The sequence below is a fragment of the Marinoscillum sp. genome, from assembly GCF_040222955.1.
In the GTDB taxonomy this organism is placed as follows: domain Bacteria; phylum Bacteroidota; class Bacteroidia; order Cytophagales; family Cyclobacteriaceae; genus Marinoscillum.
Genome location: NZ_JAVKCA010000010.1, coordinates 132,614 through 146,136 on the forward strand (window position 1 = coordinate 132,614; position 13,523 = coordinate 146,136).

Consider the following 13,523-nt stretch of genomic DNA (forward strand, 5'->3'; position numbering starts at 1 on the left):
ATGAATGGCCCGTGGTAAAAAATATTAACAACCTTGAGTAAACCAATAGTATTATTTGAAGACAATCACCTGCTGATCCTCAGCAAACCAACCGGCTGGCTGGTGCAGGGAGATAAGACCGGTGACAGCACACTGACAGATTGGGGCCGGGACTACATCAAAGAAAAATATCAAAAACCCGGTGACGTTTTCCTACACCCCTGCCACCGGCTGGACAGACCCGTAGGGGGAATCACCGTTTTTGCGCGAACCTCCAAAGCACTGGAGCGCATGAATAAGCTTTTCCGAGAGGATAACATCCAAAAAACTTACCTCGCTGTGGTACAGGGAAAGCCCGAGCGTGAATCCGGAAAACTGATTCACTGGCTGGAGAAGGACGGGGCCAGAAACCTGGTGAAGGCCTACCCCAAAGCGAAGGGCGGAGCCAAAGAAGCGGAGCTGGATTATCAGCTCCTGGCCACGGAGAAAGCACATTCGCTGCTGAAAGTGCTGCCCAAAACCGGACGCCCACACCAGATCCGTGTCCAGCTCTCCAAAATGGGCTGCCCCATCAAAGGAGACTTAAAGTATGGCTACGCCGAGCCAAATGCCGACAAAAGCATTCACTTACACGCCTTTCAGATTAGTTTTGTGCACCCTGTCAAAAAGGAACCCATAACTTTCACTTCATTACCCCATTGGAATGAATTCAAATCCATCATCCATGAGTTGGCTTAACCGATTGCAAACCCGCTGGAACCTCAAAAGCGGCTTTCAGGTGGTCATGGTACTGATCGTCTTTGCCTGCACAGGCTTCACGGTGCTGTTTCTCAAACGGCCGGTTGTTGCTTTCTTCACCGGTGATGGCGAGCAAAACATCTGGTTTTCGGTGGTCTACTACCTCCTTATCCTGCCCATATACAATATCATTCTGCTGTTTTATGGCTTCCTATTTGGCCAGTTTCGCTTCTTCTGGGAGTTTGAAAAGCGCACGTTCAGACGGTTGACCGGCAAAAAAGACAATGCTTGACAGAGAAAAGGCCATAGAGCGGATGAATGAACTGGGTGCCCGGCGCATCCCTTTTTTCTTTTTCACAGACTTTATGGGTAGCCGCTGTCTCATTCAGCCGCTGGGCGAAATCAATCCTTCCGAACTGAGATTTGCCCTCAATCAATCTGGCCCAAAAAACCAGACGGCTCCTTCTTTCCATTTCAAAAAACACCCGCTGACAGAAGAGCAGTTTCACGGACCGTTTCGCTATGTGGTAGATCAGATCAACTATGGCAACTCCTACCTGGTGAACCTCACTTTTAGAACACCTATAGAAACGAACCTCTCCCTGGCCGATATTTACGAGCTCAGCCAGGCTCGCTACAAACTCCTCTACAAGGATCAGTTCGTGGTTTTTTCACCGGAGACTTTTGTGAAAATGGTAGACGGTCACATCTACAGCTACCCCATGAAGGGAACCATAGACGCCTCTGTAGCTGATGCCGAAACACAGATCCTCAACGACCCCAAAGAAACAGCCGAGCATGTAACCATCGTGGACCTGATCAGAAACGACCTCAGCCAGATTGCCAGCGAGGTGAGCGTGTCGCGGTTTAGATTTATCACTGAGGTGAAAACCCACGAAAAAAAGCTCCTACAGGTGAGCTCAGAGATCACCGGAAAGCTCCCTGCCAACTATCACCAATCTCTGGGCAGCATGCTCTTCCGGCTGCTCCCTGCCGGCAGCATCTCTGGTGCCCCGAAGAAAGAGACCATCCACATCATAAAGACTGCTGAGACTTATAACCGGGGATTCTACACGGGAGTCTGTGGGTTGTTTGATGGGCAGGACCTGGACACCGGGGTGATGATTCGGTTTATTGAAAAAGAAGGTGACCAGCTCTACTACAAAAGCGGCGGGGGCATCACCTCCTTCAGCGATGAAGCCCGGGAGTACCAGGAGATCATTGATAAGATCTATTTGCCTTTTTAGGGGTACGCATCAGCGAGCCCTGCTCGTGCAGGGATGAAGCAACAGGAGTTTATGGTGTCATCACATGAGTTTTCCTCCATCTTCCCCTAAATTCACCTCCTCAAACCAATCATGATTTCCTGCACGCAATGAGCCGATTCATTGAAACCATTTGTTTTGAAAAAGGAGCCTATTCCCTGCTGCCGGAGCATCAGCTGCGGGTGAACAGGGCTTTTGAGGCCCACTACCCGGAGGCAGCGCCACACCAACTCACCACGCTGCTGCCCGCACTGTCTTTCGACGAGCGGTATAAGGTGCGGGTGGTGTACGACGCAGAGCTGACGGAAGTAGAGTTTTCTCAATACACCCTGCGCCCCCTCAGGCGCATACAGCTGGTGCGTAATGACTCCATTAGTTACGGTTTTAAGTCTGAAAACCGGAAGGCTCTGACCAGGCTCTTTGCACAGCGTGGATCAGCTGATGAGATATTGATTGTAAAAAAGGGAGCTGTCACAGATGGCTACTACGCCAATGTCGCTTTTTGGGATGGGGCTGCCTGGTGGACACCCAAGACGTATTTGCTCAATGGTGTGCGGAGACAGCACCTGCTCAATACCGGGAAAATCAGGGAAAAGATGATCAGGGAAGACGACCTCAGGTCATTTGAAAAAGTGAGCCTGATCAATGCGATGGTGGATCTGGGAGAAAGTGAACTTCCGGTGAGCGAAATCCATGGGATAAACAGCTGAAGTGACCCCCTTTGGGCCACCCCGCTGTTATCTGTCTACGCTGGTTAAAAATCTGAATCCTTCAGAAACCGGAATTTCAATTCATAGATTTCCGCAAAATCTTTACCTGTTTCTATCATTTCATGGTTGGTCACTTCAGCTCCCCAAATTACCTCTACGTTCGTGCCTCCGGCAGCACGCATTCTCAGGTATTTAAACAAGTCAAAAAGGACTTTAGCGGTACTGGTATTGAGGTCGTAGAAGCACAGGTGAACTTTCAACTGGTTGCTGTTTTTCAATTCAGCTTTGAATCTCTGGAGTGGTGCATGGTAAAACTCATGCATGTCCGGTTTAACGGACTTTCCCTTGATCACGAGCAGGCTCTCAGCACTGCTGTACTTCAAAAAAGGCGTGGTGGCAGTAGGTTCAAGGGTTAGTGCTGCGGGCTTCTTGGGCAGCGCGTGAAAGTGGGCGGTGTTAATGGCGTAGTGAGCAATCATGTGGTCATTTCTTTTAAAATCAACGGAAGTCTGCTTTATCGGGCTTTTCATTTTGTTGATTTTAGTGATCATTCTTTTTTAGTTTTTTAATTACAATACAAAGATGGAAAAGAACCGCCCGTTATATCAGAGGGAAATTCGTATTTTGAAATTTGCGTGATTCGCGGAATGGAATGGGTGATTCCAGCACTCAGGTATATCGTTGCTTAGATTTTCGGAAACGGCCTTGTTTTCAATGACTTAAAGGTATGGGTCAGTTGCAGGCAAATAATGGGGAGTCCATCTGAAATTCAAATTGTATCATTCTGAGATTTCCCGATTGGTCTCCACCTTTTACAGGCGCAGGCTTCAGCACCCAAACCACCTAAACCCTCGTACCTAAAGAGATTTGGGGATAACTGCTAACCAGGTAGCAAAAAAAAGTGGCTCCTGTAGAGGAACCACCTTGCTTGATTGGACTTTTACTGGTTGTTATTCCTTAGGCCGCCATGTAGTGAAAATCCAGGTCATAGATCTCCGCAAAGTCTCTACCCGTCTCCATCATTTCATTATCAGTCTTAGCACTCCAAATCACCTGTATGCGCTTACCTGCAGCACGCATACATCTCAGGTACTTGAAAAAATCAAAGAGTACTTTGGCTGTACTTGTGTTGATGTTTTGAAAGCAAAAACTCACCGTCAGTTGATCAGCTTGTTCCAGGTTGACTTTCACAATTGTCAGTATTTCATGATAGAAATTCTGCATATCCAGATTCGTGGAATTTCCTTTAATCATCAACACTTGATTGTGCTCATCATAGCAAACAAATGGCGTTTTGGTAGTAGGCTCAATCACTGTGGTTCCGAAATGAGACACCATCAGTGAAAGATTGTTGAAGTTGGAAGCCTGGGGGAAATTCTGATTTGCTATCATGACTTTTAAAGTTTAGGAGTGCTTATCAAATAACTATAAAGCAAAGATGCCATACCTTCCATCCTCCTATAAGAGGGAATCAACCATTTGAAAAAATAGGTGTTTTGCGAATAATGACTCTGTGAATCACGCAACCTACGCCCTCGGGGGAGCCGTTCATCAGGATATTTGTCTGAAAGACAAAAAAAGGTGATCCATCCCGAATCACCTTTCACCTGTTGGCCGCCGATTTCCCAACCGCCTAGGCTGCCAAATATCTGAAATTCAAATTGTATAGTTCTGAGAGTTCTCGCCCGGTTTCCATCATTTCAAGGTCGTAAGCATCTGCACCCCAAACCACCTGAACCTTGGTGCCTTCTGCCACTCGTACCCGCAAATATTTGAACAGGTCAAACAAAACCTTTACCGTAGACGTGTTCATCGCCTTGAAGTAGAAGTACACCTTCAGGTTGTTGGAGTCCACCGCATCCCTTTTTACGGCTGAGAAGATAGGATCAAAAAACTCCTGCATATTCGGGTCACTGGCATTCCCTTTGACAATCAGGAACTTCGTTTCCTTATCATAGCTGACAAAAGGAGTAGTACCCGTAGGGTCCAACATGAGGTTTGAAGTCCACTTGGGAGTGAACTTGTGTAAGTAGGTGGTGTCTGTAGCGTAGTGAGTAATCATGTTCTTAATATTAAATTGTGAGTATTGAGACGACTTTACACTTTAACACTTCGGTGAGTCGAACCAAATCATAGCTGTAATTTGATTGTGGGAAGTGTTTCAGGCATTAGCCATCTGTTGGATTTAGGTTTTCATTTCATCAGTTAGTTTTATGACAATACAAAATTGCTCAATAACATCCCGTTATATTAGAGGGAAATCCGTATTTTCAAACTTTGCGTGAAACACGCAACGGTGCGATTCCAGAAATCTCAATGGCCCCATGATCGAACAGAGAGTGTCCGATTTCGATCATTGCAGGGGGATAAGTTCTGTTCAATACACTTGTTTTCAGTAACTTAGGATTTCTGGCAAGCATTTGGCACCAACAGCCGCAAACCGAACAACCTATGATCCGCAACCTCCTTACCATTGCCCTCAGACGTGTAAAAAGACAACGATCCCTCACCGTACTCCATATACTCGGGCTCTCCATCGGCCTGATGTCCTGCATCTTCGTTTGGTTGTATTCCAACGACGAGCTCAGCTTTGATCAGTTTCATGAGAAAGGGGATCGGATTTACAGAATCAATCAGACCTTTATCTGGGGCGACGATGACGCCCTCTTCGGGTCCACCGGCCCGGCGGTGATGGGTGCTCTCTGGCGGGAAGTGCCAGAGTTCGAAAGCCTCACCCGAGTGCACACACCGGGTAATTTTCTCATCTCCAGCAGCAATACCCTCGGTGATCGCCAGGTCTTCGAAGAGGAATATTTATTGGCAGTAGACTCCAATTTCCTCGAAATTTTCACCTTCCCGCTGCTACAGGGTAACCCAAAGACTGCATTGCTCAACCCCAACAGTATCGTGCTGACAGCCAGCATGGCCCAGAAGTATTTTGGCAACGAAAATGCCCTGGGCCGACAGCTGGAGCTGGGTGAGCAGCCCAACCAGCAGTCTTACCTCATCACCGGAGTGGCAGCAGATGTTCCTGACAATTCACACATTCAGTTTGACTTCCTCCTCTCCATGTCGTCTTTCCCCAGGGTAAAAAAATCTGCCGACTCCTGGATGTGGACCGCTTTTGTCACCTTTGGCCTGCTCCGAGCAGATGCGAACCCGGGTATAGTGGCAGAGAAAGTGGGGGCCGTACCGGGTAAATATATGGAGGCCTTCCTCCAAAAATACCGGGGCATCAGCTACGAAGAATTTTTGGCATCAGGCGAGGAATGGAACCTCTACATCCAACCATTTCTGGATACTCACCTGCGATCTACGCATGTGTACTCAAGGCTCAATGAAATCACAGACATCAAAACGTTGTACATACTTTGGTTGATCGCCGGGCTCATCCTCACCCTATCCATGATCAACTTCATTAACCTCTCCACCGCAAAGGCTACGACGAGAGCCAAAGAAGTCGGAATTAGAAAAGTAATTGGCTCAGCACGGAAACAGCTGATTGATCAGTTCATGGTGGAGTCGTTTATTTATGTCTTTGGGGCAGTGATCACCTCTTTATTCCTGGTGGAGTTCCTCCTGCCTGCCTTCAACAGCATCACTGAAAAGAGCATTTCCATCACAGAACTATTCACTCCGGGCTTTCTATTGGCGCTCCTCTTGCTCACCCTGGTGATCGGCCTGCTGAGTGGCCTTTACCCGGCTTTTTACCTGTCTTCTTTCAGACCTGCACTGGTGCTCAAAGGCAAAAATATGCAGGGGCTGGGCGGTACCCGCACAAGAAATGCGCTGGTGACTGCCCAATTTGCCATCTCCATCGCCATGATCACATGCACCCTGATCGTGCGGGATCAGGTCGAGTTCTGGAAAAATGCCGATCTGGGTTTCGATCGGGAAAATAAGATCATCATTGAGCATGCCGAGCGGCTGGGCACCTCAGTGGAAGCGTACGAAAACAAGCTTTTGCAACATCCACTGGTGGAGCGCGTCACACGCTCATCCGATACTCCGCCCATGATTTTTGATTTTGACAATTTTGTGCGGAACGGGGCAGAACAAAGAAATATTTCGGTGAACTACCTCACCACCGATGAGCACTTTCTGGATGTGTATGGACTCAACCTGACCATGGGTAGAAACTTCTCACGTGAGTTCAATGAAACACATCACATTATCGTGAATGAATACCTTACCAGAGCCTTTGGGTTTGACACCCCTGCGGATGCACTGCACCAGCCCATCACATACAATGAGGTGGACTATAAAATCATCGGCATTGTCAAAGACTTCAACAGCAACCTCTCTGATCAGATCTACCCCACGGCCATCTTCGATGTGAAGGCTCCCATCTTCCGGGATCCCTCTAGTGAGCTTACAGTGAGCCTGCTGAGAGACCTCACCGCCGATGAAACCATGGACTTATTATCGGCATTTGAAGCGGACTGGAATGGCATTCAGTCCACCGCACCTTTTGACTATACCTTTATGGATCAGGAGTTTCTTCAGTTTTTCCAGGAGACCATTCGATTCAGCGCCATTCTGAAAGCACTTGCTTCATTGGCCATATTCATTGCCTGCCTGGGCCTGGTAGGTCTGGTAGCGTTTGTGATCGAGAAGCGCAACAAAGAGATAGGAATTCGCAAAGTGCTGGGCGCCTCCGTCACTAACATTTGGCTGCTCCTTTCGGGAAATTTCGGGAAGCTGTTGCTCATTGGTTTTTTAATTGCCACGCCAGTCAGCTGGTACCTGATGTCGCAGTGGCTCGAAAGCTTTCCTATGCGCACCACCATTTCTGCGTTAACCATGCTGGCCTCCGGTGTGCTCATGCTCCTGATCGCGGTAGTCACCATGAGCTTTCAGACCCTCAAGGCTTCCAGGATCAATCCAGTGGATTATCTGAAGGAGGAGTGACACTGACAAGGCTGATCTAATTCCATTTTTTACCACCCAAAACTAACATAGCCAAGCAGGCTCCATGCTATGTCACCATTGGTGTATTGGGCCTCGGACCTGACTCAACAAAGATTGCCCCATAACAGAAAAAGGGAGCATGAGCTCCCTTTTTCTGTTTTCCTATATCTAATGTCTAAGGATTAGTCCTTGATGATCTTCTCAGCCAGTACCGTCACCTTATTGTTGAGTACTTCTACCACACCGCCGCTTACGGCAATGTGTGTTTCCTCATCCTTCTTGTTGACTTCTCTGATGAATTTGATGTCTCCATCACCCAAGGTGGAAATCATAGCAGCATGATCACTCAATACCTGAAATGACCCGTCGCTTCCCGGAAAAGTAGCACTCTCTACTTCCCCTTCAAATACCTTTTCGTCTGGAGTTACTATTTCTAAAAACATGCGCTTATGCGTTAGCTTCTGCTAATAATTTTTCTCCTTTGGCCACAGCATCTTCTATGGTACCTACCAGGTTGAATGCTGCCTCAGGCAGATGATCGTAAGTACCATCCATGATGGCATTGAAACCATTGATGGTGTCTTTGATGTCTACCAGTACTCCTTTGAGACCTGTAAACTGCTCTGCTACGTGGAAAGGCTGAGAAAGGAATCTCTGTACCCTTCTGGCTCTGTGTACCACTTCTTTGTCCTCATCAGAAAGCTCATCCATACCCAGGATGGCAATGATGTCCTGAAGTTCTTTGTATCGCTGCAGAAGCTCTTTCACTCGCTGTGCACAGTCGTAGTGCTCAGCACCGAGAATCTCTGTGCTCAGGATTCGTGAAGTACTATCCAAAGGATCCACGGCAGGGTAGATACCCAGCTCAGCAATCTTACGGGAAAGTACAGTAGTCGCATCCAGGTGAGAGAAAGTAGTCGCCGGAGCAGGGTCAGTCAAGTCATCGGCAGGTACGTATACGGCCTGTACCGAAGTAATAGAGCCATTCTTGGTAGAAGTGATTCGCTCCTGCATGGCACCCATCTCAGTAGCCAGGGTAGGCTGGTAACCCACCGCCGATGGCATACGTCCCAAAAGGGCAGATACCTCAGAACCCGCCTGAGTGAATCGGAAGATGTTATCCACGAAGAAAAGGATATCACGTCCCTGACCAGTGCCATCTCCGTCACGGAAATATTCTGCGATCGTCAGACCAGAAAGCGCTACACGAGCACGTGCCCCCGGAGGCTCATTCATCTGTCCGAAAACGAAAGTTGCTTTAGACTCTTTAAGATCTTCAGGAGTTACTTTAGACAAGTCCCATCCGCCTTCTTCCATAGACTTCTTGAAGTTTTCACCGTAGTTTACGATGCCCGCCTCAATCATCTCTCTCAAAAGGTCGTTACCCTCACGAGTACGCTCACCCACTCCCGCAAATACTGAAAGACCAGAATACGCTTTGGCAATGTTGTTGATCAATTCCTGGATCAATACGGTTTTACCAACACCGGCACCACCGAACAATCCAATCTTACCCCCTTTGGCGTAAGGCTCGATCAGGTCAATTACTTTAATTCCTGTGAAAAGTACCTCCGTAGAGGTAGAAAGGTCTTCATATTTAGGTGCCAATCGGTGAATCGGCAACCCTTTATCGCCCTTAGGCTGTGGAATACCATCAATCGCTGCACCTACCACGTTGAAAAGACGACCTTTGATATCGTCTCCTATGGGCATCTGAATAGGGCTACCCAGGTCCTCTACTTCCATTCCCCTCATCATACCGTCTGTTGCGTCCATCGCGATGGTACGTACGGTATCTTCTCCCAGGTGCTGCTGTACTTCCAAAATTACGTCAGTACCGTCCAGTTTAGTGATTTTCAACGCATCCATGATGTTGGGGAGCTTTGAGCCTTCCGCATCAAAACTTACGTCCACAACTGGACCGATTACTTGGGTGATTTTGCCTTTATTAGCCATTATTCAATTTGATTTAAATAAGCGTATCTCGAATCGAGTGCGAAATTAATCTAAAATTGGTTAAGAGAAAAAGCAGGTAGTCGAAAACTGCTCACGATTTCAGTAATATTCTAAAGGTAGTCCCTTTATTTAACTCAGAGTCCTTCACAAAGATCCTTCCACCATGATAATTCTCTACGATTCGCTTGGTTAATGCCAGACCCAAGCCCCAGCCTCTTTTCTTGGTAGTGTACCCGGGCTTGAACACCTGTGTGAGCCGGTTCTTGGCAATCCCCTTTCCGGTATCGGAAATATCAACGGCCACGCGTCCGTCGCTCACCTTCATGATTTTGATCGTAATGGCACCTTTGCCCACCATGGCGTCCACGGCATTTTTCACAATATTCTCCACCACCCACGCAAAAAGCGGCCGGTTGATACTGCAGGTAATCTCTTCATTGGGAAAGGCCTGTACCGTCATGCTTACCTTAGTAGAGATTCTTTTCTCCAGGTATTTCACCACCTCAGACACCAGGTCAAAAACCCGCTCCGGGCGCAGCTGTGGCACACTGCCGATATTGGAAAAACGCTCGGTGATCATTTCCAGGCGGTCCACATCCTTTTGCAGCTCCAGAAACACGTCTTTCTGATCAGGGAAGGTCTCCTTGAAATACTCCACCCAGGCGATCAGTGAAGACAAAGGAGTACCCAACTGATGAGCGGTTTCTTTGGCCAGCCCCACCCACACCCGATTTTGCTCTGCGGTGCGGGAGTAGTTAAACACCGCGAAGATGATGAGTCCGAAGATCGCAATGATCGACAGCTGTACATACGGGTAGTACTTTAGCTGGGTGAGCAGGAAGGAGTTGCGGTAGTAGATGTTCTTATACCCATAGATCTGGTTGTTGTCATCGGTGAGGGTGACCATGATGGGCTCCCGTTCGGTCATCATGTCCTTGATTTCATTGAGGAGAAATCGCTTCCGAACCCGATCATTTTCTATTTTGTCTGCTGCCGGGATGTTGCGGTAGTGCTCCGGCTTGCCAAATTCATCGGTGAGGATCACCGGGATGGTGTTATTGGCCTGGATGATTTCCTCCATCACAAAGATGAGGTTGGGGGCATCATTTTCATTGGCCAAATACTCCAGTGTACTGGCATAGAGGTCGATCTGCTTTCGCTCCCGGTCGCGGATTTGCTTCACCAGTTCATTGGTGTAGACGATGGATCCGGCACTGATGATCAGCGCCACACCCAGCACCACCCACTTGAAGCTGGAGCGGTTGGAGTAAAGACTGATGGTAGGTTCTTCCCGGTATGCACTCACTGAGGAAACGAGGTTTGTTCCATTCGGTAATTTAGCAGAAAATCAAATTCAGTGAGAAAAGAAAGTGGTTTTTGAAAAGAAGTGTGTGAAATACACACAAAAGCGTTAGGTTAAAAAATAGGGCAAAGCTTTGGTTTTACCCCCTCCATTTTTAAGTTGCCACTTTTTTTCACCGACCTAACTAATTTTTCAAGCCATGAAAAGATTAATAACGCTTTCCCTAATTACCTTTTTGGGTATAATGATCGCCTGTGATACCGAAGAACCAGTCAGCCCGGATCATCAATCAGGATTACAAGTGGAAACAATAAATCCGTATACTGACCCTCAACTAATGAACATTCTCAATGCATTTGGATCAGGTAAGGGCAGGATCGCATCCGCATTTGGAGAAATCAATATGGACAGCGTGATCAAACTTGCCAATTATGACTTGGGAATTACGAACTATACGTTTGGAATCACAGACGCTGAAGCCAGGGAGGTGTATTTTGACAATTTGATTGTAAAATCTAGTGAAACTGAAAATCAGGCATTTGTTATTAGAATAAAGCCAGAAATAAATGTGGCAAACACGGGGAACATTCTCGATGAGAGATACACCGGAAAGATGGAAATACTTGACCTAACCGGAAACAGTATTGGACAAGTCTCATTTGAAAATGGTGAAAAAATCAACTCAGAGAACACCAGCGGACGAATTAAAGAATATATGAGTGACTGCTATATCAAGATAGTCTACATTGGTGGTAACCTTCACAGTATCGGACTGGCTGGGGAAAATTGTGACCTTGGTGGAGGCGGTGGCATCTACGATGACTGGGATGGAAGCGACTATACTGGTGGAAATGAAGGAGATTCTGGTGGAGGTGGCTCTGGTTACAGTGGTGGCGGTGGTGGTGGTAGCATCTCCGATGGCTCTTCTGGAACGACAGATTCCGGAACCACAGGCGTTGATCAGATAGCCATTAAACCTATCTCAGTAGATGATTATATAGCCAAGCAGGCATCTCTTTGGCAAATGATGAGCATTACCCTTTCGAATGCGTTCAAGAATGATCCGTGCGCTATGTCAGTATTTGACGCACTTAATGAAAATCAGTCTGCATGGAGAATGTTGGCTGGTTTTTTGGGTGAAAGACCTACCGGGTCTTTGTCGTTCAGGTTAAATTCAAGTTTTCCGAATCCAGCTCGAACGATAAAAAATTCCAATGAGGTTTATATTGAAATGAATCCTCTATACTTCAATGCAGAATCATCCCTATCGATAATGCAAGCTATGCTTCATGAGTATTTGCATGCTGAGCTATTTAGTCGGCAAATTAGTAATGATCCAAACATAGATTTAATGTTGGAACAGTTTGCTGATTCTAAGGATTCTCCATACCACAACATAATGATTGATTATGTTGAATTAATGGGAATAATTCTCTACAGCCTTGACGGAGGAACTTTTGATCTGGAATACTACGAAGCTTTGGCTTATAGAGGACTTGAACAAACTGATTATTATAACACTGAAATCAGGGGAAGTGCTGAGGAGACAATCATCAAGTCTTTTCAGCAACAATTACTTAGCGGTCGAGATAGTTGTAAATAGTTTCTGTATGAAAAAATTTCAAGCTTTATTTCTTTTTTCCCTAATCGTACATTCAATTCAGGCTCAGATAAAACCTGACTCTGTTTTCATTCATTTTAACCCTGAAAGCCGCCTTAATCAAGTACAGAACCCTGATTCGTATACTATTGATGGTCAAGAGGTCCAAGTCTACTATTTCATTATTAAAATGGGGATGGGAATAGACCTGTGTTTCGGGAACAGCATATCCGAAGGCAATTCATATCGAAAATTGATTCCATTGGAGGAGTTGACATCCTTAGATATTAAGAATTATAAATGGATCCATAACAATTACTATTTATACGATAACCCAGGTAGTGACTCAGAATACATGAAACTATATGAAAACTTGTTAAATGTAGATTCTACAGAGTTCTTTCTGGTTATTCCGGACAGTGTCAGCAGAACAGCAGAAATCCTACATGTTTTTAATTGCAACTACATAGAGTATTGACAAATAAATGATTTCATCCCTATTGCTTTAACCGACGTGCCTAATGCCAGTAAAACTTTTAATTCTATTGGCCATTTATAGCGCCAGCGCTTGTCAGAGCAATGATTTGTACATCATCGTTGACACCAGCAACCAAATTAAGCAGTCCTACCCCAAAGTATATCAGGGAAACTATAAGGATCAATACACAACGTGGGCCTGCTTTTTATCAGATGAAGTGGAATTATTTAGCCCATATTGCTTCACTTCACATGATGAGAAAGCTGAAAAAATTGGAAATCTGTCTGGCCTGAAGGGTGAAGCTTGGAATCAAAATGAGTTTGATCAATTTTTGGCCCGTTCATTTTTATCTGGTGGCAAAGATACTCAGTTGGTCAATCCGGCTAATGAAACCTTAGCTTCTTGCACAGGCCTACTGGATGGCTACAACAAAGTGTTCATGTTAATAAAAAAAAGAGAACCATTATGAACAATATGAAGTAGCCGGTTGCACTTGTTTTGAGGAATAATGAGTTCTTTGCGGGTGCATCAGATTGAGACTACTAACAATTATGAATAGGACGTCATTGTGTTTAAGAAATAC

Annotated in this window: 13 protein-coding genes; 7 read left to right on the forward strand and 6 right to left on the reverse strand. The window is 46.2% G+C overall.

What is annotated here, in order from left to right:
* Positions 1-33: 33 nt before the first annotated feature.
* The 4 genes from RIH33_RS09670 to RIH33_RS09685 all read left to right on the forward strand — a co-directional run bounded on the left by RIH33_RS09670 (position 34) and on the right by RIH33_RS09685 (position 2,692).
* Positions 34-717, forward strand: coding sequence for an RluA family pseudouridine synthase (locus RIH33_RS09670; protein WP_406650112.1), 684 nt, complete (start codon positions 34-36; stop codon positions 715-717).
* Positions 704-1,009, forward strand: a complete 306-nt coding sequence (locus tag RIH33_RS09675; RefSeq protein ID WP_406650114.1) for a DUF6787 family protein — start codon at positions 704-706, stop codon at positions 1,007-1,009. The genes RIH33_RS09670 and RIH33_RS09675 overlap by 14 nt, the downstream gene beginning before the upstream one ends.
* The gene (locus RIH33_RS09680; RefSeq protein WP_406650115.1) at positions 1,002-1,964 is read left to right on the forward strand and encodes an aminodeoxychorismate synthase component I; all 963 of its coding nucleotides are present in this window, start codon (positions 1,002-1,004) and stop codon (positions 1,962-1,964) included. The genes RIH33_RS09675 and RIH33_RS09680 overlap by 8 nt, the downstream gene beginning before the upstream one ends.
* A 128-nt stretch (positions 1,965-2,092) precedes the next feature.
* Entirely contained in the window at positions 2,093-2,692 is a 600-nt protein-coding gene (locus tag RIH33_RS09685) for an aminotransferase class IV (protein ID WP_406650116.1), read from the forward strand.
* A gap of 44 nt (positions 2,693-2,736) precedes the next feature.
* Here RIH33_RS09685 and RIH33_RS09690 read toward each other — a convergent pair whose 3' ends face one another.
* The 3 genes from RIH33_RS09690 to RIH33_RS09700 all read right to left on the reverse strand — a co-directional run bounded on the left by RIH33_RS09690 (position 2,737) and on the right by RIH33_RS09700 (position 4,754).
* The gene (locus tag RIH33_RS09690) at positions 2,737-3,243 is read right to left on the reverse strand and encodes a SiaC family regulatory phosphoprotein (RefSeq protein ID WP_406650118.1); all 507 of its coding nucleotides are present in this window, start codon (positions 3,241-3,243) and stop codon (positions 2,737-2,739) included.
* Between the two features lie 406 nt (positions 3,244-3,649).
* Positions 3,650-4,084, reverse strand: coding sequence for a SiaC family regulatory phosphoprotein (locus tag RIH33_RS09695; protein WP_406650119.1), 435 nt, complete (start codon positions 4,082-4,084; stop codon positions 3,650-3,652).
* A 241-nt stretch (positions 4,085-4,325) separates the two neighbouring features.
* Positions 4,326-4,754 carry a SiaC family regulatory phosphoprotein gene (locus tag RIH33_RS09700; RefSeq protein WP_406650121.1) on the reverse strand — a complete coding sequence of 143 codons (429 nt, stop codon included), beginning with the start codon at positions 4,752-4,754 and terminating at the stop codon, positions 4,326-4,328.
* 389 nt (positions 4,755-5,143) lie between these two features.
* Between RIH33_RS09700 and RIH33_RS09705 the strand changes: the two genes are divergently transcribed.
* On the forward strand, positions 5,144-7,603 hold the full coding sequence (locus RIH33_RS09705) for an ABC transporter permease (RefSeq protein ID WP_406650123.1): 2,460 nt from the start codon (positions 5,144-5,146) through the stop codon (positions 7,601-7,603).
* A 182-nt stretch (positions 7,604-7,785) separates the two neighbouring features.
* On the opposite strand, the gene atpC is transcribed toward RIH33_RS09705, so the two are convergent.
* The 3 genes from atpC to RIH33_RS09720 all read right to left on the reverse strand — a co-directional run bounded on the left by atpC (position 7,786) and on the right by RIH33_RS09720 (position 10,865).
* Positions 7,786-8,046, reverse strand: coding sequence for an ATP synthase F1 subunit epsilon (gene atpC, locus RIH33_RS09710; RefSeq protein ID WP_406650124.1), 261 nt, complete (start codon positions 8,044-8,046; stop codon positions 7,786-7,788).
* 4 nt (positions 8,047-8,050) lie between these two features.
* On the reverse strand, positions 8,051-9,559 hold the full coding sequence (gene atpD, locus RIH33_RS09715) for a F0F1 ATP synthase subunit beta (protein ID WP_406650126.1): 1,509 nt from the start codon (positions 9,557-9,559) through the stop codon (positions 8,051-8,053).
* A gap of 91 nt (positions 9,560-9,650) precedes the next feature.
* The gene (locus RIH33_RS09720) at positions 9,651-10,865 is read right to left on the reverse strand and encodes a sensor histidine kinase (protein WP_406650127.1); all 1,215 of its coding nucleotides are present in this window, start codon (positions 10,863-10,865) and stop codon (positions 9,651-9,653) included.
* Between the two features lie 196 nt (positions 10,866-11,061).
* On the opposite strand from RIH33_RS09720, the gene RIH33_RS09725 reads away from it, so the two are divergent.
* Both RIH33_RS09725 and RIH33_RS09730 read left to right on the forward strand, forming a co-directional pair.
* Entirely contained in the window at positions 11,062-12,465 is a 1,404-nt protein-coding gene (locus tag RIH33_RS09725; RefSeq protein WP_406650128.1) for a hypothetical protein, read from the forward strand.
* Positions 12,466-12,983: 518 nt separating this feature from the next.
* Positions 12,984-13,409 (forward strand): hypothetical protein, encoded by a 426-nt coding sequence (locus RIH33_RS09730; protein WP_406650130.1) that lies wholly within the window; start codon positions 12,984-12,986, stop codon positions 13,407-13,409.
* Positions 13,410-13,523: the final 114 nt, after the last annotated feature.